Below are 23,565 nucleotides of genomic sequence, written 5' to 3'. Positions count from 1 at the left end.
TTCGATTACGTAATGAAGGCCTCAGGGCCTTCATTACAGATGCGGCGTTTAGCGAACACGGCGGCGCACTAATGCCACCCCGGACCCCATTAACGCGCCGACAATGCCCCACATGATCATCAGGAAAGCACGACGTGGGCTATCACGTTTTACAGGTTCTTCCGGCGTTCGCAAATACCGGTAAGCCTGAAAACGCGGGTCCAGTACAGGGCCGACATTCAGCGTCGTTAACATGGCCCGATTCTGATCGTAATCCAGATCAAATTGGGGCCCTACAGCCTGCAAGTTTTCCAGCCTTGCCTGCAACATTGGCCGTCCCAGTAAAAACAGTTCTGAATCCGGTAACTCTTCGGCCGGGACATCCGTTTCACTGCGGGAGATATTATGCTGCTGCGCCACGTTTAACGCCTGCTCAATATTTTTCACCCGCCGTTCGTAAATCGTTTTGGCGACTTCTTCCTGACGCTTGACCTGCGCTTTCATTTGAATGGTGCGCGCAGCCCATGCGCCTTTAAGTTCATCATTCAGATGACCTGCCGCACGCTGGCTGGCGAAAGCCACATACTGACGCAATAAATTATTGGCGTCCGGCGCAGTTTCTGCCGTCAGCTTGACGCTATCACTGACGCTTTTAAGCGAATCACCCGGCATAAACTGAATATCGTTGATCAGATCGTCCAGCAGCGCGGCATCTGCCCGGGAATTACCCACCATACGTTGTTTGTAATAGTCGGTTTGTGACCAGAAATCCCGACGGGTATCCCAGGAGGCAAGCTGCATAATAAACTCTTTATACGCATCATCCATTACCGAAGGCTGCTCGACGGGTGCCTGGTTCGCTCTGGCATCCAGATTGCGTAAAAACTGCTGCTGCGAATAGTAACCGCCCAGCATATTTACGGTCGGCCTGTCAGTGATCGCCGTGGCACCCCACTCCTGACGAGCAAAGAAGGTATAAAGCAGAGCAATCAGGGCAAACAGCAGCGCCATTCCCACTATCCAAAATTTCCCTGCCCACAATGTACGAAACAGACCGCGAATATCCAGTTCATTCTCAGCGCTCACTGCCCGTGCTCCTGATAATGGTTGAGTCATCTCTTCCTCAGATTTATTTGGTTAATTTTGGATTGCTACCGCTGAGCCGACGTGCCCTGCGCTTCATACGTTTAATAAAACGTGCGACTTTCCAGGCCCGCTTGATGCAGTAGCCATACAGGAAGAATGCTAACAAAAACAGTATCAACATGACCCATTCTGGGACAATATGAGTCGCTTCGGCAATCACTCCAATGGCGGCCAGTAGCGCAGCGGCAAGCGTAATAAGAACAAAAGCCTGACGAGAAGTAAAACCGGCACGCATAATAAGATGATGAATGTGCTGACGGTCTGGTGAAAAAGGACTCATTCCTTTGCGCAGGCGGCGGTACATAATGGCCACCATATCCATCAGGGGAATAGCGATAATCCATAGCGCGGTAACCGGGCTGATAGGATGCGTTTTACCCTGGGTGGTTTCCAGCAGGATCCAGATAACCGTAAAACCAATCAGCGTGCTTCCTGCATCACCCATGAAGACTTTATAACGGCGACCGAGCGCGCCCAGGTTAAGTAAGATATAGGGAAGAATGGAGGCAATCATGGCGAAACACCACATCGCCAGACTGGTTTGCCCGTCAAACAGCAGGATCAGACCAATCGCCCCGAACGACACGCTCGACAGTCCGCCCAGCAGCCCGTCAATACCGTCAACCATGTTAAAAGCGTTAATCGCCGCCCAGACGGCAAACAGCGTGAGCAGAAAACCAAAAGGACCGAGCACCAGTTCCCACGGACCAAAAATATAGCCCAGGCTACTCAGGTGAAGATTTGCAATGCTTATCATCACAATGCCGACAATCGCCTGCACTGTGGCACGGAATTTAACGCTGATATCAAATCGATCGTCCAGCGCACCGACAAATACCAGTACGCCAGCACATATCAGATAAAGTGAGGCGTGAGGAATATAATAATTGATGATTTCGAAAGTGAAGCAAATTCCTGCGAAAACGGAAATCCCTCCCACAAGTGGGATCAGTCCCTGATGCCGTTTGCGAAAGTTAGGCTTATCAACCAGCCCTACCCTTATAGCTACCTTACGCGCAAAAAAAAGAAATAAGGTAGTGAACAGAAATATACTGATCAGATCAGCTGCTGCAGCCAGTAAATTCACAATTCACACTCTCAAAAAATAGTTGTATCAGAAGTATAACCACGAAGTAACCTATTCAGAAGGAAAACTCTAATCTGAACTCAGGATAATCTCAAAGATTTCAGTCAGACAGCGCCTTCTGCAGGCTCCTTGCCCTTTTAGTTTTATCTTTTAAAGCGTAGGCAACCAGAAACAAAAAAGCCACGCAAAAGCGTGGCGATTTTTTTGACAAATATTAACTTATGAACGTTTCATCATATCGAAGAAATCATCATTCGTTTTGGTCATTGCCAATTTATTAATGAGGAATTCCATTGCATCAATTTCGCCCATCGGGTGAATGATTTTGCGCAGGATCCACATTTTTTGCAGCTCTTCCTGCGTGGTGAGCAGCTCTTCTTTACGGGTACCGGAACGGTTGTAATCAATCGCCGGGAAGACGCGTTTTTCAGCAATCTTACGGGCCAGATGCAGTTCCATGTTACCGGTGCCTTTAAACTCTTCGTAGATGACTTCATCCATTTTAGAGCCGGTATCCACCAGCGCCGTTGCGATGATAGTCAGGCTACCGCCCTCTTCCACGTTACGCGCTGCGCCGAAGAAACGCTTCGGACGGTGCAGCGCGTTAGCGTCCACACCACCGGTCAGGACTTTACCTGATGCCGGAACAACGGTGTTATAAGCACGTGCCAGACGGGTGATGGAGTCGAGCAGAATGATCACATCTTTCTTGTGCTCAACCAAGCGTTTAGCCTTCTCGATCACCATCTCTGCAACCTGAACGTGGCGAGATGCCGGTTCGTCAAAGGTAGAAGCAACCACTTCCCCTTTCACCAGACGCTGCATCTCAGTCACTTCTTCCGGACGTTCGTCAATCAGCAGCACCATCAGCACACAGTCAGGATGGTTGTAAGCGATGCTCTGGGCAATATTTTGCAGCAGCATCGTTTTACCGGCTTTCGGCGGCGCAACGATCAGACCACGCTGACCACGACCAATTGGCGATGCCAGGTCCAGTACACGCGCCGTTAAATCTTCAGTAGAACCGTTACCACGTTCCATACGCAGACGAGAGTTTGCGTGCAGCGGGGTCAGGTTCTCAAAAAGGATTTTATTACGGGCGTTTTCCGGCTTGTCGTAGTTAACTTCATTGACTTTCAACAGCGCAAAGTAACGTTCGCCTTCTTTTGGCGGGCGAATCTTACCAGAAATGGTATCACCAGTGCGGAGGTTGAAACGGCGGATTTGGCTGGGGGAAACGTAGATGTCATCAGGACCGGCGAGGTAGGAGCTGTCTGCGGAGCGGAGGAAACCAAATCCGTCCTGCAATATCTCCAGGACACCGTCACCGAAGATATCTTCGCCACTCTTAGCATGCTGCTTCAGGATGGCAAAAATAATGTCCTGCTTGCGCATGCGAGCCTGGTTTTCCAGTCCCATATTTTCGCCGAGAGTAATCAGCTCAGAAACCGGCGTATTCTTTAATTCGGTAAGATTCATAATGGTGTGGGTTCTTAAACTCGGGGTAAATCTCGAACTTAGTGTTGTGAATGGTATGGCAGGGTCATCCATGCCTGTTAACGGCCATCGACTCATGTCTGTTCGCTGTCTGGTCACAGGAGAGTACGCAGAACTGAAACGACAAGACGGATTGAGCGACAAGCCCGGAAATTCTCTGCTTCTCTCGCGAATGACTTAAGACATCGGAAGCAGCGGGTAAAACAAGATATGTTTAAAACGAAGACAAAACTAACTTAGCACGACTCGGGCCGGGCGTCCAGAGATCCTGTCAATTTAAGGATCGCGGACGCCACGAAAAGAACAGCCTTACGCTAAGTTAGCGTCAAGGAACTCTTTCAGCTGACCTTTGGACAGCGCGCCCACTTTGGTCGCAGCCACTTCGCCATTTTTGAACAGCAGCAGAGTCGGGATACCGCGAATACCGTATTTCGGTGCGGTGCCCGGGTTCTGGTCAATGTTCAGTTTGGCAATAGTCAGTTTGCCCTGATACTCGTCAGCGATTTCATCCAGGATCGGGGCGATCATTTTACACGGACCGCACCACTCTGCCCAGAAATCTACGAGAACCAATCCTTCTGCTTTGAGTACATCCGTGTCAAAACTGTCGTCAGTCAGGTGAATAATTTTATCGCTCATATTTAACTCCACAGGAATAGGCCTGGCATGTTGGTGTAGCATTAAACAGCAACTGTTGTTGCATTAACCAACTAAAGGTTGACTTTATTTCACCGGATACGCTTTCGTAAAGCAATAGTAAGCTGATATTCTACCACACTATGAGCAAAACACATTTAACAGAACAGAAGTTTTCCGACTTCGCCCTGCACCCTAAGGTGATCGAAGCCCTTGAAGTTAAAGGGTTTCATAACTGCACGCCCATTCAGGCACTCGCCCTCCCGCTAACGCTGGCAGGTCGTGATGTTGCAGGGCAGGCGCAAACCGGTACCGGGAAAACGATGGCGTTTCTGACGTCAACGTTTCATTATCTTCTCTCTCACCCGCCGATCGACGGTCGTCAGGTGAATCAACCGCGCGCATTAATTATGGCTCCGACCCGCGAATTAGCGGTGCAGATCCATGCCGATGCAGAACCGCTGGCGCAAACCACAGGCCTGAAATTAGGTCTGGCTTACGGCGGTGACGGCTACGACAAGCAGCTTAAAGTGCTGGAAAGCGGCGTTGACATTCTGATCGGTACTACCGGTCGACTGATTGATTACGCTAAACAGAACCATATCAACCTGGGCGCGATTCAAGTCGTGGTGCTGGACGAAGCCGATCGCATGTACGATCTCGGCTTTATCAAAGATATTCGCTGGCTGTTCCGCCGTATGCCGGCAACGAACCAGCGCCTGAATATGCTGTTCTCCGCTACGCTGTCGTATCGCGTACGTGAACTGGCGTTTGAACAAATGAACAATGCTGAATACGTTGAGGTCGAACCGGAACAAAAAACCGGCCACCGTATTAAAGAAGAGCTGTTCTACCCGTCTAACGAAGAAAAAATGCGCCTGCTGCAAACGCTCATTGAAGAAGAGTGGCCGGATCGCGCAATTATTTTCGCCAATACCAAGCACCGCTGTGAAGATATCTGGGGCCACCTTGCCGCCGATGGTCATCGCGTTGGGCTGCTGACCGGCGACGTTGCGCAGAAAAAACGCCTGCGTATTCTCGACGAGTTTACCCGTGGCGATATCGACATCCTGGTGGCCACTGACGTTGCGGCCCGCGGTCTGCATATTCCTGCCGTAACTCACGTCTTTAACTACGACATGCCGGACGATTGTGAAGATTACGTCCACCGCATTGGTCGTACGGGTCGTGCCGGAGCAAGCGGTCACTCTATCAGCCTGGCGTGCGAAGAGTACGCGCTGAACGTTCCTGCGATTGAAACCTACATCGGTCATTCCATTCCGGTAAGTAAATACAATCCAGATGCGCTAATGACTGAGTTACCAAGGCCACTGCGTCTGACACGTCCGCGTCCGGGAAATGGACCGCGCCGTACTAACGCACCGCGCAACCGCCGTCGTCAGGGTTAACGAAAATGCCGTCTGCCGCTTCGCTTTACGCCGCCATCGATCTGGGATCGAATAGTTTTCATATGCTGGTCGTGCGCGAGGTGGCGGGAAGTATCCAGACCGTTGCCCGTATCAAACGGAAAGTCAGGCTGGCTGCGGGCCTGAGCAGCAGCAACGTGCTCGCGCCTGACGCGATGGAGCGCGGCTGGCAGTGTTTGCGCCTGTTTGCCGAGCGGCTGCAGGATATTCCGCAGTCACAAATTCGGGTTGTCGCCACGGCAACGCTTCGTCTTGCCGTCAATGCGGGCGAGTTTATCGCCCGGGCAGAGGAAATTCTCGGCTGCCCTGTGCAGGTCATTAAAGGCGAAGAAGAAGCCCGTCTGATTTATCAGGGTGTCGCCCACACCACCGGGGGTGCGGACCAGCGGCTGGTGGTCGATATTGGCGGGGCCAGTACCGAACTGGTCACCGGTACCGGCGCGCAAACAACGTCGCTCTTCAGTCTTTCAATGGGCTGCGTCACCTGGCTTGAGCGCTATTTCTCCAGTCGTAACCTGGGCAAAAGCAATTTTGATGAGGCAGAAAAAGCGGCACGCGACGTCCTGCGCCCGATTGTCGATGAATTACGCTATCACGGCTGGAAGATTTGCGTCGGCGCGTCAGGCACGGTGCAGGCGCTACAGGAAATCATGATGGCACAGGGAATGGACGAGCGCATCACGCTTCCCAAACTTGAGCAGCTGAAACAACGAGCGATTCAGTGCGGCCGGCTTGAAGAGTTAGAAATTGAAGGGTTGACCCTGGAACGCGCGCTGGTGTTCCCAAGCGGCCTTGCGATCCTGATTGCAATTTTCAGTGAGCTGAATATCCAGTGTATGACGCTGGCTGGCGGCGCACTGCGCGAAGGTCTGGTGTATGGAATGCTGCATCTTACCGTCGATGAAGACGTTCGTAGTCGCACCATGCGTAATATCCAGCGCCGTTTTATGGTGGATAGCGATCAGGCACAGCGTGTCGCCAGACTCGCATCCCATTTTGCCAGCCAGCTCGAAGAAGCATGGGATCTGGAGCTAATCAGTCGCGAACTGTTGGTAAATGCCTGCTTGTTGCATGAAATCGGCCTGAATGTCGATTTTAAATCTGCGCCACAGCACGCCGCTTATCTGGTCAAAAATCTCGATCTGCCCGGTTTTACACCGGCACAGAAAAAATTATTGGCTACGTTATTACTGAACCAGACAAACACGATCGATCTTTCATCGCTGCATCAGCAGAATGCCGTTCCGCCACGGGTTGCCGAGCATCTGTGCCGCCTGCTGCGTCTGGCTATTTTGTTTGCCAACCGCCGTCGGGACGATCTGGTGCCGGATATCGCGCTGAATGCCAGCGGTGAAAAGTTAACGCTGCGCCTGCCTGAGGGCTGGTTGAATAACCATCCGCTGGGCGCCGAGCTTGTCGAGCAGGAAAGCCAGTGGCAAAGCTATGTCCACTGGCCGCTGGACGTGGTTTAGTGGCTAACCAGCACCTGCTGCGGTAACCAGCCTTCAACGATTTTCTTTGTGACGGGATGAGTATAGCGACTCCAGACAAAGCCCTGGCTTTGTCCCCATGACAGCGCCTGAATTTTATCGCCGTTCACAAGAAAGGCATTAACCGGACAGTTTTTATTGGGTGCCCAGTAGAAGGGTTGGCGCTTTTCGGTACTCTTTATATAACGTTCGCTGGCATCCCCCGCTACGTCGAAAGGATTTGGAGTAAATCCGCCGGTCGGATCGTCATGTAGGTTTTGAATAGCCTGAAAACACTGATTATCCAGCGCACGACAGGTGCGATATTCTTGTAAGACGTTAGCATCCGGGGTGAGTTTGACGGGATGTTCCGCATCAGCACTTTCATCCCATAACTCGCCGCTGTCCGGATGATAAACCACCCAACCGTACTGGCCTGCGCCAGGCGCACCTTCCGTTTTCGCCTCGCGCTTATTGAAGATTTGAATAAACTCCACGCCTTTACGATCGTCATGCTCTTCAATAAGAAAGTCGAGATCGTCCGGTTCTGGATGCAAACTGGCGATCATCTGCTGATTAGTACTGGCCAGCAGCTTCTTTAGCGGAAGACTACAGCTTCTGGCCGGCTGCGCGCCGGGAGCATCACTTAGCACCACATTAGTGATCGTTGCACTTAACGCAGAGAACGCCACGAACGGCATGGAAAATGAGAAAATAAAAATGGCTTTTTTCATGTATCTTCCCTACTGACCTTTCGCTTTGGCCATCATTGCCCGGATGTTAGCGATACTCGCCTGCCCTTTTTGCATCCGCTCTTCAGCCGTGACCACTTTACGCTCCTGCTCCCACAATAAATCATCCTGGGGCAGCTCCAGTAAAAAGCGGCTCGGCTCCGGACGTATCAACTCGCCATATTGACGGCGTTCTTTGCACAACGTAAAGATAAGCTCTTTCTGGGCGCGGGTAATGCCGACATAGGCCAGGCGGCGCTCCTCATCCACATTATCTTCATCAATACTGCTTTGATGCGGTAGCAATCCTTCTTCCATGCCGACCAGAAAGACATACGGAAATTCCAGCCCTTTGGAGGCGTGTAGCGTCATAAGCTGAACCTGATCCAGTTCTTCATCTGATTCGCCGCGCTCCATCATGTCACGCAGGGTAAAGCGCGTGACCACCTGGGTCAGGGTCATTGGCTCGTCGATTTCACTTCCTTCCAGCATTTCAGTCATCCAGCTAAAAAGCTGATTAACGTTTTTCATGCGCATTTCTGCGGCTTTTGGGCTGGGAGAAGTTTCAAACAGCCAGGATTCGTAATCAATCCCGTGGATCAAATCGCGCACCGCTGCCACTGGCTCCCGCTCCGCCAGGCGCTGAACATCGCCCAGCCAGTGAGTGAAGCGGGTGAGGGATTCGTAGCCGCGTCCACTAAGCGTCTGGGTCAGTCCCATATCAAAACTGGCGCTAAACAGACTTTTGTTACGGCTATTCGCCCATTCCCCCAGCTTTTGCAGGGTTGCCGGACCGATTTCACGTTTGGGCGTATTCACGATGCGCAGAAATGCGCTGTCATCATTAGCGTTGGTCAGCACGCGCAGATAAGCCAGTAAATCTTTAATTTCCGGTCGGGAGAAAAACGAGGTGCCGCCAGAAATTTTGTACGGAATGCGGTTTTGCATCAGGAATTTTTCAAACACCCGCGACTGATGATTACCGCGATACAAAATCGCATAGTCTTTATACTGCGTTTTATTAATAAAGTGATGGGCAATAAGCTCGCCGGTCACCCGTTCCGCTTCGTGCTCTTCATTATTGGCGCTGAGCACTTTCAGCTCGGTACCGTACCCCAGTTCGGAAAACAGACGCTTTTCAAACACATGTGGGTTATTGGCAATCAGGATATTCGCCGCTTTCAGGATACGTCCGGACGAACGGTAATTCTGCTCCAGTTTTATCACTTGCAGTGCCGGGAAATCTTCATTCAACAGCACCAGGTTTTGCGGTCGCGCACCGCGCCAGGAATAGATGGACTGATCGTCATCGCCGACCACGGTAAAACGTGCACGACTGCCCACCAGCAGCCTGACCAACTCATACTGGCTGGTATTGGTGTCCTGATATTCATCCACCAGCAGGTAGCGGATCTTATTCTGCCAGCGCTCGCGTACTTCTTCATTACGTTGCAGTAACAACGTTGGCAGCAGGATCAGATCGTCAAAATCCAGTACGTTACAGGCTTTCATATGCGCATCGTACAGGCCGTAGCAGTGAGCAAAGATCCGATCGCGCTCGCCTTTTGCCTGGGCTGCCGCCTGCGCGGGGGTCATTAGATCGTTTTTCCAGTTTGAGATCGTCGAGATCAACTGTTGCAGCACGACCTTATCATCCTCGATTATCCCCTCACTCAGATCCTTAAGCAGCGCAACCTGATCGGTATCGTCGAAGAGTGAAAAACTGGATTTCATGCCCAGCGCCGCGTACTCGCGCTTAATAATCTCAAGCCCGAGAGTATGGAACGTGGAAATCATCAGCCCACGTGCTTCTTTACGCCCCAGCGTCTGGGCCACGCGCTCTTTCATTTCGCGGGCCGCTTTATTGGTAAACGTAACTGCCGCGATGTGCCGTGCCTGATAACCGCAAACGCGGATCAAATGGGCAATTTTGTTGGTGATCACGCGGGTCTTGCCGGAGCCAGCACCCGCCAGCACCAGGCAGGGGCCGGTGACGAATTCGACGGCTTGTTGTTGTCCGGGGTTTAAACGCATAGAGTCACTCAATGAAAGTCGGGAGGGAAGAAAAAGTGCGTGGTAGTATAGCGACTGAAATCTTTATGACTCAAGGCACAATCATGGCAAAAACAGCGGCAGCAATGCATATCCTTGTAAAGGAAGAGAAACTGGCTTTAGATCTTCTGGAGCAAATTAAAAACGGCGGCGATTTTGAAAAGCTGGCGAAAAAGCACTCTACTTGTCCGTCAGGTAAAAAAGGCGGTCACTTAGGTGAGTTCCGTCAGGGCCAGATGGTACCGGCATTCGATAAAGTCGTGTTCTCCTGCCCGGTGCTGGAGCCGACCGGCCCGCTGCACACTCAGTTCGGCTATCACATCATTAAAGTGCTGTACCGAAATTAAAATAAAGCCCGGGGGTGTGAACCCCCGGGCTTCATCCTCCCGGAAAACTTTATATCGGGGGACCCCACCCCCGCCAGTATGCGTATTTTAACCCGCGACAGCGATACGTTTCATATCCGTCATATAGCCACGCAGCTTTTTACCCACCTCTTCAATGGCATGGTTACGAACGGCTTCGTTAACATCACGCAGTTGCGCGTTATCAACTTCAGTCCCTTCGGTCGCTTTACCCAGATCGCCCGGTTGCAGCGTGGTCATAAACTCTTTCAGCAGCGGTACACACGCGTAAGAGAACAGATAGTTGCCGTATTCAGCGGTATCAGAGATCACCACGTTCATTTCATACAGACGCTTACGGGCAATAGTATTGGCGATCAGCGGCAGCTCGTGCAGTGATTCATAGTACGCCGATTCTTCGATAATGCCGGAATCGACCATGGTTTCGAATGCCAGCTCAACGCCCGCTTTTACCATCGCGATCATCAGGACGCCCTTATCGAAGTACTCCTGCTCGCTGATTTTGCCCTCAAACTGCGCGGCAGTTTCAAACGCGGTTTTACCGGTCTCTTCACGCCAGGTCAGCAGATTTTTGTCATCGTTTGCCCAGTCAGCCATCATGCCGGAGGAAAACTCACCGGAGATAATGTCATCCATGTGTTTCTGGAACAGCGGAGCCATGATCGCTTTTAACTGCTCAGACAGGGCATAAGCACGCACTTTTGCCGGATTAGACAGGCGGTCCATCATCAGAGTAATGCCGCCCTGCTTCAGGGCTTCGGTGATGGTCTCCCAGCCGAACTGAATCAGTTTCTCGGCATAGGCCGGGTCAGTCCCTTCTTCCACCAGCTTATCAAAACACAGCAGTGAACCGGCCTGCAACATACCGCACAGGATGGTCTGCTCGCCCATGAGATCGGATTTTACTTCCGCAACGAAAGACGACTCCAGTACGCCTGCACGATGACCACCGGTCGCCGCAGCCCAGGCTTTCGCAATGGCCATACCTTCACCCTTCGGATCGTTTTCCGGGTGAACAGCAATCAGCGTTGGCACACCGAAACCACGTTTGTACTCTTCGCGGACTTCAGTACCCGGGCATTTCGGGGCCACCATAACCACGGTGATGTCCTGGCGAATTTGCTCGCCCACTTCAACGATGTTAAAACCGTGCGAGTAGCCCAGCGCCGCACCGTCTTTCATCATCGGCTGTACCGTGCGTACCACGTCAGAGTGCTGTTTATCTGGCGTCAGGTTAACCACTAAATCGGCCTGCGGGATCAGCTCTTCGTAAGTCCCTACTTTAAAGCCATTTTCCGTCGCTTTGCGCCAGGAAGCGCGTTTCTCCGCGATGGCTGCTTTACGCAACGCGTAAGAAATATCCAGACCGGAGTCACGCATGTTCAGGCCCTGGTTCAGGCCCTGAGCGCCACAGCCGACGATGACCACTTTTTTACCCTGAAGATAGCTTGCGCCATCGGCAAATTCGTCGCGGCCCATAAAGCGGCATTTGCCCAGCTGTGCCAGCTGCTGGCGCAGATTCAGTGTATTAAAGTAGTTAGCCATGATGGTGTACTCCGTGATGTTGTGTCTTATTGTTCGCTTTTGCGATATTGAACTTACTATATGACAGGAAATTTATTGCGGAAATTGATATATTCACAACGTCACGTTGCAATTTATGCAACGTAAACGGGTGAGGAGCAACCTGTGGATTTACGCGATCTCAAAACGTTTTTACATCTGGCCGATAGCCGCCATTTTGGCCGTAGCGCCCGGGCGATGCACGTCAGTCCCTCCACGCTTTCACGCCAGATCCAGCGGCTTGAAGAGGATTTGGGGCAGCCGTTGTTTATTCGTGATAACCGTACCGTCACGCTGACCGAGGCGGGGGAAGAATTGCGTGTTTTTGCGCAGCAGACGTTGCTTCAGTATCAGCAGTTGCGCCATACCATGGATCAGAAAGGTCCGTCGCTCTCCGGCGAGTTACATCTGTTTTGCTCTGTTACCGCCGCTTACAGCCACCTGCCGCCGATCCTTGACCGCTTTCGCGCCGAACATCCTTCCGTTGAAATCAAGCTCACCACCGGAGACGCCGCCGACGCCATGGAGAAGGTCGTCACCGGCGAGGCCGATCTGGCGATTGCAGGTAAACCGGAAACGCTACCCGGCGCAGTTAACTTTGCCATTCTGGAGGATCTGGCGGTGGTACTTATTGCACCGGCCCTGCCTTGTCCGGTACGTAATCAGGTTGTGGTGGCAGCGCCAGACTGGTCGACCGTTCCCTTCATCATGGCCGATCAGGGGCCGGTACGCCGCCGCATAGAATTGTGGTTCCGGCGGCATAAAATCAGTAATCCGGTGATTTATGCTACCGTTGGCGGTCATGAAGCGATGGTTTCAATGGTCGCGCTCGGCTGTGGCGTAGCACTGTTACCCGAAGTCGTGCTGGAAAACAGCCCGGAACCGGTACGTAATCGCGTCATGATCCTGGAGCGTAACGATGAAGAATCGCCGTTTGAGCTGGGCGTTTGCGTACAGAAAAAACGGCTGCACGAACCGCTTATTGAAGCCTTCTGGAAAATTGTTCAGAGTTAATAGGGAACTGAAATGCATAAAAAAACAGTGCTGTTATCGGTGTTAATGGCGATTTGCTTTGATGTACAGGCTAAACCAAAAGGCATTACTGTGCAGGATGTAAAGCATCTGGCATTGAAGCAGTGTCTGAGCCAAAATTATGGCGATCTGACGCCCGCTGATACGTTTTCCGCCCCCTCTCATGATGCTTCCTTTAAGGTGGAAAGCTACGCGCTGGGGAATGCCGGCGTCTGGGACGCGTTTTCACAGTTTGTTTCCAGAGAAACCCAGGACTTCGATAAATTAACGATGTCGCTAAAAGACGAAAGCGGCAAAGCGAATAACGTGCTGGCACAGTGCATGGCGTTTTATGAGTCACAGACGCTGGATAAGTACGTGCGCGAAACAGTAATGAAGTGACACACTCTCCGCAAGGCCGGAGAGTGTGATGACGTTAAAAGGGCGCATTATGCCAGGAAAAAGCGAAACGCCGGGTTGGTGGTTTCGTCATGGCACTCATAGCCCAGTTCTTTCAACCGGGTTTCGAAGTCCGGCTCGTGCTCGCCCAGCTCAAACGCGGCCAGGACGCGACCATAGTCCGTACCGTGGCTGCGGTAATGAAACAGCGAAATATTCCAGTGCGTACCGAGAGTATGCAGAAATTTCAGTAGTGCACCGGGGGATTCCGGAAACTCAAAGCTGAACAGCCGTTCCTGAAGCGGTTTTGACGGACGACCGCCGACCATATAGCGTACGTGCAGTTTTGCCATTTCGTCGTCGGAAAGATCGACTACGCCGTAGCCCCCCTCGGTCAGCAGTTGCAAAATTTCCCTACGTTCTTCTGTCCCGCGACTTAAGCGGACGCCAACAAAAATACAGGCGTCTTTAGCATCGGCGAAACGGTAGTTAAATTCGGTAACCGAACGCCCGCCCAGCAGCTGGCAAAACTTCAGGAAACTGCCCTTCTCTTCCGGAATAGTGACCGCCAGCAGCGCTTCCCGCTGCTCACCCAGCTCGCAGCGCTCGGAAACATAGCGCAGACCGTGGAAATTCACGTTTGCGCCGGACAGCACATGCGCCAGACGTTCACCGCGAATATCATGTTGCGCGATGTATTTTTTCATTCCTGCCAGCGCCAGCGCACCGGACGGTTCCGCCACTGCGCGCACGTCCTCAAACAGATCTTTCATTGCCGCGCAGATGGCATCGCTATCGACGGTAATAATATCGTCAAGATATTCCTGGCACAGGCGGAACGTTTCATCACCGATACGTTTCACCGCAACACCTTCAGCGAAGAGACCGACGCGCGGCAAATCCACCGGATGCCCGGCGTCCAGCGCGGCTTTCAGGCAGGCTGAGTCCTCTGCCTCAACGGCAATCACTTTGATCTGCGGCATCAACTGTTTGATCAGTACGGCCACACCCGCTGCCAGCCCGCCGCCGCCAACCGGAACAAAAATGCGGTCAAGGTGTGCATCTTGCTGAAGCAGCTCGAGCGCCAGCGTACCCTGCCCGGCAATCACCATTGGATGATCAAACGGCGGCACCCAGGTAAGCCCGTGCTGCTGCGCCAGATCAATCGCTTTGGCTTTCGCTTCATCGAAGTTTGCCCCGTGAAGCAGAACTTCGCCGCCAAAACGACGTACGGCATCGACTTTGATATCTGCTGTAGCCACCGGCATGACGATCAGCGCTTTCACCCCCAGACGCGAAGCGGAGAAAGCTACGCCCTGCGCGTGGTTGCCCGCAGATGCCGTGATCACACCGTGTGACTTCTGTTGTTCGGTCAGGCCAGACATCATGGCATACGCGCCGCGCAACTTAAAACTGTGCACCGGCTGACGATCTTCACGCTTTACCAGGATGACGTTATCAAGCCGGGCGGAGATTTTGTCCATCTTTTGCAGCGGCGTGACCTGCACGGCTTCATATACTGGCGCACGCAGCACCGCTCTGAGGTATTCCGCCCCCTCTGGAGCGGAAGAAAGAGGCTGTGAGTCGGCCATCATTAGCCTCCGAGTTTGGATTTATCGCGTACTGCGCCTTTATCCGCACTGGTGGCGAGGCTGGCGTAGGCACGCAGAGCAAAAGAGACCTGACGTTCACGTGCTTTTGGCGTCCAGGCGTCAGCACCGCGTGCGTCCTGCGCTTCACGACGCGCCGCGATTTCCTGATCGCTTACTTGCAGCTGGATGCCGCGATTCGGGATATCGATAGCAATCATGTCACCGTCTTCAATCAGCGCGATATTACCGCCGCTGGCAGCTTCCGGAGAGACGTGACCGATAGAAAGACCGGATGTGCCGCCAGAGAAACGTCCGTCCGTGATCAGCGCGCACGCTTTGCCGAGACCCATTGATTTCAGGAAAGTGGTCGGATAAAGCATCTCCTGCATGCCCGGACCGCCTTTTGGCCCCTCATAGCGGATCACGACTACATCACCGGCAACGACTTTTCCACCGAGAATAGCCTCAACCGCATCGTCCTGGCTTTCATAGACTTTTGCCGGGCCGGTAAATTTCAGAATGCTGTCATCAACGCCTGCTGTTTTCACGATACAGCCGTTTTCGGCAAAGTTACCGTACAGTACGGCCAGCCCGCCATCCTGACTGTAGGCATGTTCGAGCGAGCGAATGCAGCCTTGCGCGCGGTCATCGTCGAGCGTGTCCCAGCGGCAATTCTGTGAGAAGGCTTTTGTGGTACGAATACCCGCGGGTCCGGCACGATACATACTTTTGACCGCCTCATCCTGAGTGATCACCACGTCATATTGCTCAATGGTCTCTGGCAGCGTCAGGCCCAGAATATTTTTTACATCGCGGTTGAGCAGTCTGGCGCGATCCAGCTCGCCCAGGATGCCGATAACGCCCCCCGCACGGTGAACATCTTCCATATGGTATTTTTGGGTGCTTGGCGCGACTTTACATAATTGCGGCACCTTGCGGGAAAGCTTATCGATATCACTCATGGTGAAATCAATTTCAGCTTCCTGCGCCGCGGCCAGCAGATGCAGAACCGTGTTTGTGGAGCCACCCATCGCGATATCCAGCGTCATGGCATTTTCAAACGCGGCTTTATTGGCGATATTGCGCGGCAGCGCGCTGGCATCATCCTGCTCATAGTAGCGTTTGGTCAGCTCAACAATGCGCTTACCGGCATTGAGAAACAGCTGCTCACGGTCAGCATGGGTCGCCAGAAGGGAACCATTTCCCGGTTGCGATAATCCCAGCGCTTCAGTCAGGCAGTTCATTGAGTTGGCGGTGAACATCCCGGAACACGATCCACAGGTTGGGCAGGCGGAACGTTCAACCTGATCGCTCTGCTCGTCAGACACTTTCGGATCGGCACCCTGAATCATGGCATCCACCAGATCCAGTTTGATGATTTGATCGGAGAGCTTGGTTTTACCGGCTTCCATCGGACCACCGGAGACGAAGATCACCGGAATGTTCAGGCGCAGTGAGGCCATCAGCATTCCGGGAGTGATTTTATCGCAGTTGGAAATACAGACCATGGCATCGGCGCAGTGCGCATTGACCATATATTCTACGGAGTCAGCGATCAATTCACGCGATGGCAGTGAATAAAGCATTCCCCCATGCCCCATGGCGATACCGTCATCCACCGCAATGGTGTTGAACTCTTTCGCCACGCCACCTGAGGCCTCAATTTGCTCCGCAACCAGTTTACCCAGGTCGCGCAGATGCACGTGGCCTGGCACAAACTGGGTGAACGAGTTGACGACCGCGATAATCGGCTTACCGAAATCATCATCAGTCATTCCGGTGGCGCGCCACAGCGCACGTGCTCCGGCCATATTACGGCCATGGGTGGTAGTGGCGGAACGATACTTAGGCATGCTTTATTTACTCCCGTCTGACTATTAAATGGGACGGTGCGTGCCGTCCCATATTTATATTTAGCGATTAACCTGATCCAACCAGCCCCATTTATCGTCGGTTTCACCGGTAAAGAGGCCAAAGAAGGCTTGCTGAATACGTTTGGTGACCGGACCACAGCGGCCCTCACCTACCTGAATGCCGTCAACGCTGCGAACCGGCGTAATTTCTGCCGCCGTACCGGACATAAAGACTTCATCGGCCAGGTATAGCGATTCGCGAGACAATACCTGCTCGCGAACCTCAATGCCGAGCTCCTGTGCCAGCTTAATAATCGCATCGCGCGTAATGCCAGGCAGCGCAGAAGAGGTAAACGGTGGGGTAAACAGGATGCCATCTTTGACTTCAAACAGGTTTTCACCCGCGCCCTCGGAAATATAGCCGTTTACATCCAGCGCGATGCCTTCCTGATAACCATGACGGCGTGCTTCGCTGCCCACCAGCAGAGAGGAAAGATAGTTGCCACCTGCTTTAGCTGCTGTCGGAATGGTGTTCGGCGCAACGCGGTTCCACGAAGAAACCATCGCGTCAATTCCCTGATCCAGCGCATCTGCGCCCAGGTAAGCCCCCCACGGGAAGGCAGCAATGATGACGTCCGTGGTATACCCTTCCGGCGGGTTTACGCCCATGCCAACATCACCTACAAAGACCAGCGGACGAATATAGGCGCTGGTCAGATTGTTTTTGCGGATCACTTCGCGGCAAGCTTCCATCAACTCATCAACGCTCTGGGAAACCGGGAAACGATAGATTTTGGCTGAATCACGCAGACGCTGCATGTGTTCGCGATGGCGAAACACCACGGGTCCTTTGTGAGAGTCGTAGCAACGGATACCTTCAAATACTGAAGTACCGTAGTGAAGCGCGTGAGACATCACGTGAACTTTCGCGTCTTCCCAACGAATCATCTCGCCATTGGACCAAATGTAATCAGCTTTTTTCGTCGTCATTTTTCTTCCTTTGCGCTCAGGCGCGGATTTGTTGTGATGTAGTTGTTCGTTGCTGTATCTCGACACGAGCGACGTCGACCAGTTTATTCAACTGACTAAACAGTAATTCGACGGGCCGGGGGCTGGCAACGGTCAATTCAATATTTATATTCTGTGCATCGACGGCGGTTTCCATATTCATGGCACAAATCTGGAAGCCACGATGGCGAACCACGCGTAAAACACGTTCTAATGTTTCCGGATTGAAGCGTGCCTCTACGGCGACATGATGGTGCATCATGATAATTTCTCCAGCATTTGTGAGTTACTGGCACCGGGTGGAACCAGCGGCCAGACGTTCTCAAGTTCGTCGATTGAGACATGAAGCAGGTATGGCCCTTCGCTGTTCAGCAAGGTATCGAGGGCGGCTTCAACCTGGTCTTTACGCGTGATGTGCTGCCCGGGGATACCAAAAGCGCTGGCCAGCATCAGAAAATCAGGATTATCGGTCAGGATGGTTTCGCTATAACGTTCCTGGAAAAACAACTGCTGCCACTGGCGAACCATGCCTAAACGCTGGTTATCAATTAATACGATTTTCAATGGCAGCTGCTTGCGTTTTACGGTGCCCAACTCCTGCACGTTCATCATGAAGGAGCCGTCACCGGAGATACAGATAACCGTATCATCAGGACGCGCGACTTGTGCACCTACCGCGGCAGGTAAACCAAATCCCATCGTGCCTAACCCGCTGGAGGTAATGAAGTTTTCCGGGCGGTTATAGGTCATGTGCTGTGCTGACCACATTTGATGCTGTCCAACATCGGTTGTGACGACGCAGTCGGCAGGCTTACGGTCAGACAGCTGTTTTAACAGCAGCGGGGCATAGATAGCCTCGCCGGGATGATCGTAACGCCAAGCGTGTTCACGACGTAAATTCGCGCTGTACTGCCGCCACGCTTCAATGGCTAACGGCTGTTGTAAGGCAGGCAATAATACGTTCAGATCGCCCTGTAATCCGACATGTACCTGACGCAGTTTATTCATTTCCGCCGGGTCGATATCCATATGGATAACTTTTGCGTGTGGCGCAAAGGTATTCAGCTTGCCGGTGACACGATCGTCAAAACGTGCACCGACGGCAATCAGTAAATCGCACTCTTGTATCGCAAAGTTCGCGGCTTTGGTGCCGTGCATACCTAACATGCCCAGATAGTGCGGCTCGTTCGGCTCTACTGCGCCTAAGCCCTTCAGGGTGCAGGTAGAGGGCATCTGCGTCACGGCGATAAATTCACGCAGCGCCGGAACGGCCTGGGCCATACCGACACCGCCGCCCACGTACAGCATCGGCTTGTGTGCCTGTGCCAGCATTTTTCGCGCCAGCTCAACGTCAGCATGCGGAAACGTCGTATCGTTTTCAACAGTGGAAAAATGCGGTTCCAGCTCGCCTGTGGCTAACTGAATGTCTTTTGGAATATCGACCAGCACTGGACCAGGGCGGCCTGAGTTTGCCACCTGAAAGGCTTCCGCTATCACGCGCGGCAACTCTTCCAGCGACTGCACTAAAAAGCTGTGTTTCGTGCAGGCCAGCGACAAACCGAGGACGTCCACTTCCTGAAATGCATCGGTGCCCATAAACGGCGCGGAGACCTGGCCTGTGATAGCAACAACAGGGACAGAGTCTAAAAGTGCATCAGCCAGTCCAGTGATGAGGTTGGTTGCACCCGGACCAGAAGTGGCGATACACACGCCGGTTTTACCGGTTGAACGGGCATAGCCGATAGCCGCTATCGCCGCGCCCTGCTCGTGACGACACAACAGGTGTTCCAGGCCACCGTCATACAGCGCGTCATACACTGGCATGATCGCACCGCCGGGATAACCAAAGACGGTGTTGACGCCCTGCGCTCGCAACGCATGTACCACCCATTGTGCTCCATTCATAGTGACTTCCCCGTTGTAGATCGCGAGAAACAGAATTTTATGCTACTAACCATTATCTGCTCCTCTCTTCTGTTTTTAAGGTCAAAAAAAACCCCCGGACCTTTCGGTGCGGGGGTCTTAGTTCGTTAAGGCTTGATTCTTAAGCCTTTCCTCGTCCAAGTGCAGCCCCGCACGGTGGGATAATAATCACCACCACGCTAATCACGACCAGGCTAATCACTCGTAGAAGGGCTTTCATTTGTATGCTTTCTGGCTTCTTGTTCGAAGGAATACCTAAAGAGTTATCACAGATTTCATAAACAACACAATGTTTTTTTAAAATGAATTTTCTGAGCAGGATAACACTTTAGTAAAAAATCTTTGTTTTTTATGAGAAAAATGGCAAATGAAAATAATTCACCTGTTGGCGATAAAAGAGGAAGGTTTACCGTTTCGATTAACTTTGCGCGGGCGGTTCAGAGAAAGTTGTAATGTTTCATGGATGAGCAAACAGACGGGAACCTGCTTCGCAGATCGATAAGGTGATTATTAACAGCGTTCCTTTTGAGGACTAATCTTCCCTGCCAGGAGGATCTATGTCGCTATCGATTGTTTTTACACGCGCTGCGCTCGGGGTTTCAGCACCGCTTATCACCGTAGAAGTTCATATCAGTAATGGTCTGCCCGGGCTGACAATGGTTGGCCTGCCGGAGACCACCGTCAAAGAGGCGCGCGATCGGGTCCGTAGTGCAATAATCAACAGCGGTTATACCTTCCCGGCAAAGAAAATTACTATTAATCTCGCGCCGGCTGATTTACCTAAAGAGGGTGGCAGGTACGATCTCCCCATCGCGGTTGCGCTTCTGGCAGCCTCTGAGCAGCTCAGCACTTCCCGACTGGGCCAATATGAGCTTGTGGGCGAGCTGGCGCTTACAGGCGCGTTACGGGGGGTTCCTGGCGCAATCTCCAGCGCTATAGAGGCGATTAAAACCGGACGGCAAATTATTGTTGCTCAGGAAAATGCCGCAGAGGTGGCGCTGACAGGCGGGCGGGATTGTTTTGTTGCCACTCATCTTCAGGAGGTATGTGCCTTTCTTGAAGGCAAGCACGAGTTACCCCTTCCCTCTGCTGAGAATACCTCTCTGCCACCTTATACAGAGGATCTTGCTGATGTTATTGGACAAGAGCAAGGGAAACGAGCACTGGAAATAACTGCTGCCGGAGGCCATAACCTGCTGCTTATTGGCCCTCCGGGTACCGGAAAAACCATGCTGGCCAGTCGCCTGAATGGGCTTTTACCGCCGCTAAGTAATCAGGAGGCCCTGGAGAGTGCAGCGATCCTTAGTCTGGTCAATGCCAGCAACCTGCATAAGCATTGGCGCTGTCGGCCTTTTCGTTCTCCCCATCACAGCGCCTCACTTACGGCCATGGTTGGTGGAGGCTCAATTCCTGCGCCCGGTGAAATTTCGCTGGCGCATAATGGCATTCTGTTTCTGGATGAATTGCCTGAATTTGAACGACGCGTACTGGATGCGTTACGTGAACCTATTGAGTCAGGCCGAATTCATATTTCGCGCACCCGAGCGAAGATCACCTATCCGGCACGCTTTCAACTAATTGCAGCAATGAATCCCAGCCCTACAGGACATTATCAGGGTAAACATAACCGCTGTTCGCCCGAACAGACGCTACGCTACCTGGGCCGCCTGTCAGGTCCCTTCCTCGATCGTTTTGATATGTCGCTGGAAATCCCGCTTCCTCCACCCGGTTTACTAAGTCAGCCGGTAAAAAGAGGCGAAAGCAGTGAGGAGGTACGACAGCGCGTCATTGAGTCTCAGGAGCGTCAGCACAGCCGACAGCGCACATTAAATGCCCGGCTCGACAGCAACGCATTACGTGAACACTGCCGATTACGTGATGAGGATGCACTCTGGCTGGAGCAGACGCTAACGCAGCTCGGGCTCTCAATTCGCGCCTGGCAGCGTTTGCTCAAGGTCGCACGTACTATTGCTGATATTGAACGGTGCGAACGGCTGGAACGCCATCATTTGCAGGAAGCACTGGGCTATCGGGCTATTGATCGACTGCTGATTCATCTTCAAAAGATGATGACGTAAAAAAGGGGCTTACGCCCCTTCTGACTTAATCTTCTGATTCAGTATAGTCTTCTGCACCTTCCACCTGAGGTTTACCACCAGACAGGGTATGAAAGCGCTTAGGACGCTTAATGCGCGTCATATACTTGGACCACACACGCTCTGCTTCCGTAACCGGTTCACGCTGACCGCGGCAGACCGCGACAAATTGAACTTCTTCTTCGGTTGCGGGTTCACGTTTACCCAGGTCAAGCTCGTTAAAGGCATAACCATGGCGTTCAAGCAGTTGAGCCTCTTTGATGGTGAAATCACCGTGACGAGAGAACCCACGTGGGTAGTATTTGTTGTCGAAATATCGATTAGTCGTCGTAAAGCTTTCCGCCATCCTACACGCTCCTAATTCTTCTGGCCGAGCTATTTATGGCGCGGAGTATTAGTTACGCTTGACAGAGTGTAAAACAAAACATTTAAATCATAACGACAAAATTTTTTGCGGAGAAAGATGTGGATACGGAATTATTAAAAACTTTTCTTGAAGTGAGTAAAACTCGCCATTTTGGACGTGCCGCAGAAGCGCTGTATCTGACGCAATCTGCAGTGAGTTTCCGTATTCGTCAGCTTGAAAATCAGCTTGGTGTGAATCTTTTTACCCGCCATCGCAATAATATCCGCCTGACGGCGGCAGGTGAAAAGCTTTTACCCTATGCCGAAACGCTAATGAATACCTGGCAGGCTGCGCGTAAGGATGTCGCAAACACATCTCGTCACAATGAATTTTCTATCGGAGCCAGTGCTTCGCTATGGGAGTGCCTGCTGACAGAATGGTTAGGAAAATTGTATCAGGCGCATGAAGGTTTGCAGTTTGAGGCACGAATTGCTCAGAGACAATCTCTGGTAAAACAACTGCATGAACGGCAGCTGGATCTGCTGATTACGACAGAAACGCCTAAAATGGATGAGTTCAGCAGCCAGTTACTGGGGCATTTTACACTGGCACTGTATTGCGCATCAGCCTCACAGTTGAAGGCCGATCTTAATTACCTGCGTCTGGAATGGGGTGCCGATTTCCAGCAGCATGAGCAAGGACTGATTGCCAGCGATGATATTCCTGTCCTGACGACCAGTTCTGCTGATTTAGCGCGTCGGCAACTGGCAGGATTAAATGGCTGCACATGGCTGCCCGTAAGCTGGGCAGAAGAAAAGGGAGGAATGCATACGGTGACTGACAGCATGACGCTGACGCGTCCTTTGTATGCAATCTGGTTGCAAAACAGCGATAAGCAGTCGCAGATCCGTGAAATTTTGAAGGTTGTTGTTTTTGAGTGATGTTTATTCCCGCTGAAAGGCGGGAGCCTGACAAGGCTGGAGGTATAATTTGCCAGGTTACTGGCCGAATTTTAGGCAAAAAAAATCCTTTGCCGAAGCAAAGGATAATTTTCTGGCAGGGGCGGAGAGACTCGAACTCCCAACACCCGGTTTTGGAGACCGGTGCTCTACCAATTGAACTACGCCCCTAATTAGGGTGGCGGAACGGACGGGACTCGAACCCGCGACCCCCTGCGTGACAGGCAGGTATTCTAACCGACTGAACTACCGCTCCACCGAATTTCTTTACTGTAATACTCCCGGTTGTCACCCCGGTCTACTGCTAATTTGATGCCTGGCAGTTTATGAATTACGTTGTAATTCACCCTTCGGGCCGTTGCTGCGCAACGTTCAAAAGCGTTCGCTTTTGTCCTACTCTCTGTCGAGTAGTGAACTGCCACAAAG

At 52.3% G+C, this 23,565-nt stretch carries 21 protein-coding genes, 2 tRNA genes and 1 pseudogene; 7 read left to right on the top strand and 17 right to left on the bottom strand.

The window, feature by feature from the left end; translation table 11 throughout:
- Positions 1-48 precede the first annotated feature (48 nt).
- From wzzE to trxA, 5 genes and pseudogenes are all read right to left on the bottom strand, one after another.
- On the bottom strand, positions 49-1,095 hold the full coding sequence (gene wzzE / locus AC791_RS05575; RefSeq protein WP_049839512.1) for an ECA polysaccharide chain length modulation protein: 1,047 nt from the start codon (positions 1,093-1,095) through the stop codon (positions 49-51).
- A gap of 13 nt (positions 1,096-1,108) precedes the next feature.
- Positions 1,109-2,212 carry a UDP-N-acetylglucosamine--undecaprenyl-phosphate N-acetylglucosaminephosphotransferase gene (wecA, locus tag AC791_RS05570; protein WP_049839511.1) on the bottom strand — a complete coding sequence of 368 codons (1,104 nt, stop codon included), beginning with the start codon at positions 2,210-2,212 and terminating at the stop codon, positions 1,109-1,111.
- A 219-nt stretch (positions 2,213-2,431) separates the two neighbouring features.
- Complete coding sequence (gene rho, locus AC791_RS05565; RefSeq protein WP_049839510.1) at positions 2,432-3,691, bottom strand: transcription termination factor Rho; 1,260 nt, start codon at positions 3,689-3,691, stop codon at positions 2,432-2,434.
- An 87-nt stretch (positions 3,692-3,778) separates the two neighbouring features.
- Positions 3,779-3,883: pseudogene (locus AC791_RS20945) on the bottom strand (hypothetical protein); the annotation flags it as partial.
- A 135-nt stretch (positions 3,884-4,018) separates the two neighbouring features.
- Positions 4,019-4,348, bottom strand: a complete 330-nt coding sequence (gene trxA, locus AC791_RS05560) for a thioredoxin TrxA (RefSeq protein WP_049839509.1) — start codon at positions 4,346-4,348, stop codon at positions 4,019-4,021.
- Positions 4,349-4,488: 140 nt separating this feature from the next.
- Here trxA and rhlB point away from each other — a divergent pair, with 140 nt between their 5' ends.
- Positions 4,489-5,754: an ATP-dependent RNA helicase RhlB gene (gene rhlB / locus AC791_RS05555; RefSeq protein ID WP_049839508.1), complete on the top strand. Its 1,266-nt coding sequence runs from the start codon at positions 4,489-4,491 to the stop codon at positions 5,752-5,754.
- 5 nt (positions 5,755-5,759) lie between these two features.
- Positions 5,760-7,244 carry a guanosine-5'-triphosphate,3'-diphosphate diphosphatase gene (gene gppA / locus AC791_RS05550; protein WP_049839507.1) on the top strand — a complete coding sequence of 495 codons (1,485 nt, stop codon included), beginning with the start codon at positions 5,760-5,762 and terminating at the stop codon, positions 7,242-7,244.
- On the opposite strand, the gene AC791_RS05545 is transcribed toward gppA, so the two are convergent.
- The gene (locus AC791_RS05545; RefSeq protein WP_049839506.1) at positions 7,241-7,975 is read right to left on the bottom strand and encodes a hypothetical protein; all 735 of its coding nucleotides are present in this window, start codon (positions 7,973-7,975) and stop codon (positions 7,241-7,243) included. The genes gppA and AC791_RS05545 overlap by 4 nt on opposite strands.
- Positions 7,976-7,984: 9 nt before the next feature.
- Entirely contained in the window at positions 7,985-10,006 is a 2,022-nt protein-coding gene (gene rep / locus AC791_RS05540) for a DNA helicase Rep (protein ID WP_049839505.1), read from the bottom strand.
- An 83-nt stretch (positions 10,007-10,089) separates the two neighbouring features.
- On the opposite strand from rep, the gene ppiC reads away from it, so the two are divergent.
- A complete protein-coding gene (gene ppiC, locus AC791_RS05535) occupies positions 10,090-10,371 on the top strand; it encodes a peptidylprolyl isomerase PpiC (protein WP_024555327.1) in 282 nt (93 codons plus the stop codon).
- A gap of 87 nt (positions 10,372-10,458) precedes the next feature.
- Here the strand turns inward: ppiC and ilvC are convergent, their stop codons facing one another.
- A complete protein-coding gene (gene ilvC, locus AC791_RS05530; protein WP_049839504.1) occupies positions 10,459-11,934 on the bottom strand; it encodes a ketol-acid reductoisomerase in 1,476 nt (491 codons plus the stop codon).
- A 144-nt stretch (positions 11,935-12,078) separates the two neighbouring features.
- Here ilvC and ilvY point away from each other — a divergent pair, with 144 nt between their 5' ends.
- Together ilvY and AC791_RS05520 are read left to right on the top strand one after the other, a co-directional pair.
- Positions 12,079-12,966, top strand: coding sequence for an HTH-type transcriptional activator IlvY (gene ilvY / locus AC791_RS05525; protein WP_049839503.1), 888 nt, complete (start codon positions 12,079-12,081; stop codon positions 12,964-12,966).
- A 12-nt stretch (positions 12,967-12,978) separates the two neighbouring features.
- The gene (locus AC791_RS05520; RefSeq protein WP_049839502.1) at positions 12,979-13,365 is read left to right on the top strand and encodes a hypothetical protein; all 387 of its coding nucleotides are present in this window, start codon (positions 12,979-12,981) and stop codon (positions 13,363-13,365) included.
- Between the two features lie 47 nt (positions 13,366-13,412).
- Here the strand turns inward: AC791_RS05520 and ilvA are convergent, their stop codons facing one another.
- From ilvA to ilvL, 6 genes are all read right to left on the bottom strand, one after another.
- On the bottom strand, positions 13,413-14,954 hold the full coding sequence (gene ilvA / locus AC791_RS05515; RefSeq protein ID WP_148677768.1) for a threonine ammonia-lyase, biosynthetic: 1,542 nt from the start codon (positions 14,952-14,954) through the stop codon (positions 13,413-13,415).
- 2 nt (positions 14,955-14,956) lie between these two features.
- Positions 14,957-16,807 (bottom strand): dihydroxy-acid dehydratase, encoded by a 1,851-nt coding sequence (gene ilvD, locus AC791_RS05510; RefSeq protein WP_049839500.1) that lies wholly within the window; start codon positions 16,805-16,807, stop codon positions 14,957-14,959.
- A gap of 60 nt (positions 16,808-16,867) precedes the next feature.
- Positions 16,868-17,797, bottom strand: coding sequence for a branched-chain amino acid transaminase (locus AC791_RS05505; protein WP_049839499.1), 930 nt, complete (start codon positions 17,795-17,797; stop codon positions 16,868-16,870).
- Positions 17,798-17,813: 16 nt separating this feature from the next.
- On the bottom strand, positions 17,814-18,077 hold the full coding sequence (gene ilvM, locus AC791_RS05500; protein ID WP_049839498.1) for an acetolactate synthase 2 small subunit: 264 nt from the start codon (positions 18,075-18,077) through the stop codon (positions 17,814-17,816).
- Positions 18,074-19,720 (bottom strand): acetolactate synthase 2 catalytic subunit, encoded by a 1,647-nt coding sequence (gene ilvG, locus AC791_RS05495; RefSeq protein ID WP_049839497.1) that lies wholly within the window; start codon positions 19,718-19,720, stop codon positions 18,074-18,076. Before ilvG ends, ilvM begins: the two co-directional genes overlap by 4 nt.
- A 139-nt stretch (positions 19,721-19,859) precedes the next feature.
- Positions 19,860-19,958: an ilv operon leader peptide gene (gene ilvL, locus AC791_RS19590; protein WP_015966468.1), complete on the bottom strand. Its 99-nt coding sequence runs from the start codon at positions 19,956-19,958 to the stop codon at positions 19,860-19,862.
- A gap of 337 nt (positions 19,959-20,295) precedes the next feature.
- Between ilvL and AC791_RS05490 the strand changes: the two genes are divergently transcribed.
- Positions 20,296-21,816 (top strand): YifB family Mg chelatase-like AAA ATPase, encoded by a 1,521-nt coding sequence (locus AC791_RS05490; protein ID WP_049839496.1) that lies wholly within the window; start codon positions 20,296-20,298, stop codon positions 21,814-21,816.
- 25 nt (positions 21,817-21,841) lie between these two features.
- Here the strand turns inward: AC791_RS05490 and AC791_RS05485 are convergent, their stop codons facing one another.
- The gene (locus AC791_RS05485) at positions 21,842-22,180 is read right to left on the bottom strand and encodes a DUF413 domain-containing protein (RefSeq protein WP_049839495.1); all 339 of its coding nucleotides are present in this window, start codon (positions 22,178-22,180) and stop codon (positions 21,842-21,844) included.
- 119 nt (positions 22,181-22,299) lie between these two features.
- Between AC791_RS05485 and hdfR the strand changes: the two genes are divergently transcribed.
- Positions 22,300-23,121, top strand: coding sequence for an HTH-type transcriptional regulator HdfR (gene hdfR, locus AC791_RS05480; protein ID WP_049839494.1), 822 nt, complete (start codon positions 22,300-22,302; stop codon positions 23,119-23,121).
- A gap of 113 nt (positions 23,122-23,234) precedes the next feature.
- Here hdfR and AC791_RS05475 read toward each other — a convergent pair.
- Positions 23,235-23,310, bottom strand: a tRNA-Trp gene (locus AC791_RS05475).
- 8 nt (positions 23,311-23,318) lie between these two features.
- A tRNA-Asp gene (locus tag AC791_RS05470) sits at positions 23,319-23,395 on the bottom strand.
- Between the last annotated feature and the right edge of the window lie 170 nt (positions 23,396-23,565).

The organism is Klebsiella sp. RIT-PI-d (assembly GCF_001187865.1).
GTDB lineage: Bacteria > Pseudomonadota > Gammaproteobacteria > Enterobacterales > Enterobacteriaceae > Superficieibacter.
The sequence above is the reverse complement of the archived record's forward strand: the minus strand, read 5'-3'. Positions and strand labels throughout refer to the sequence as shown.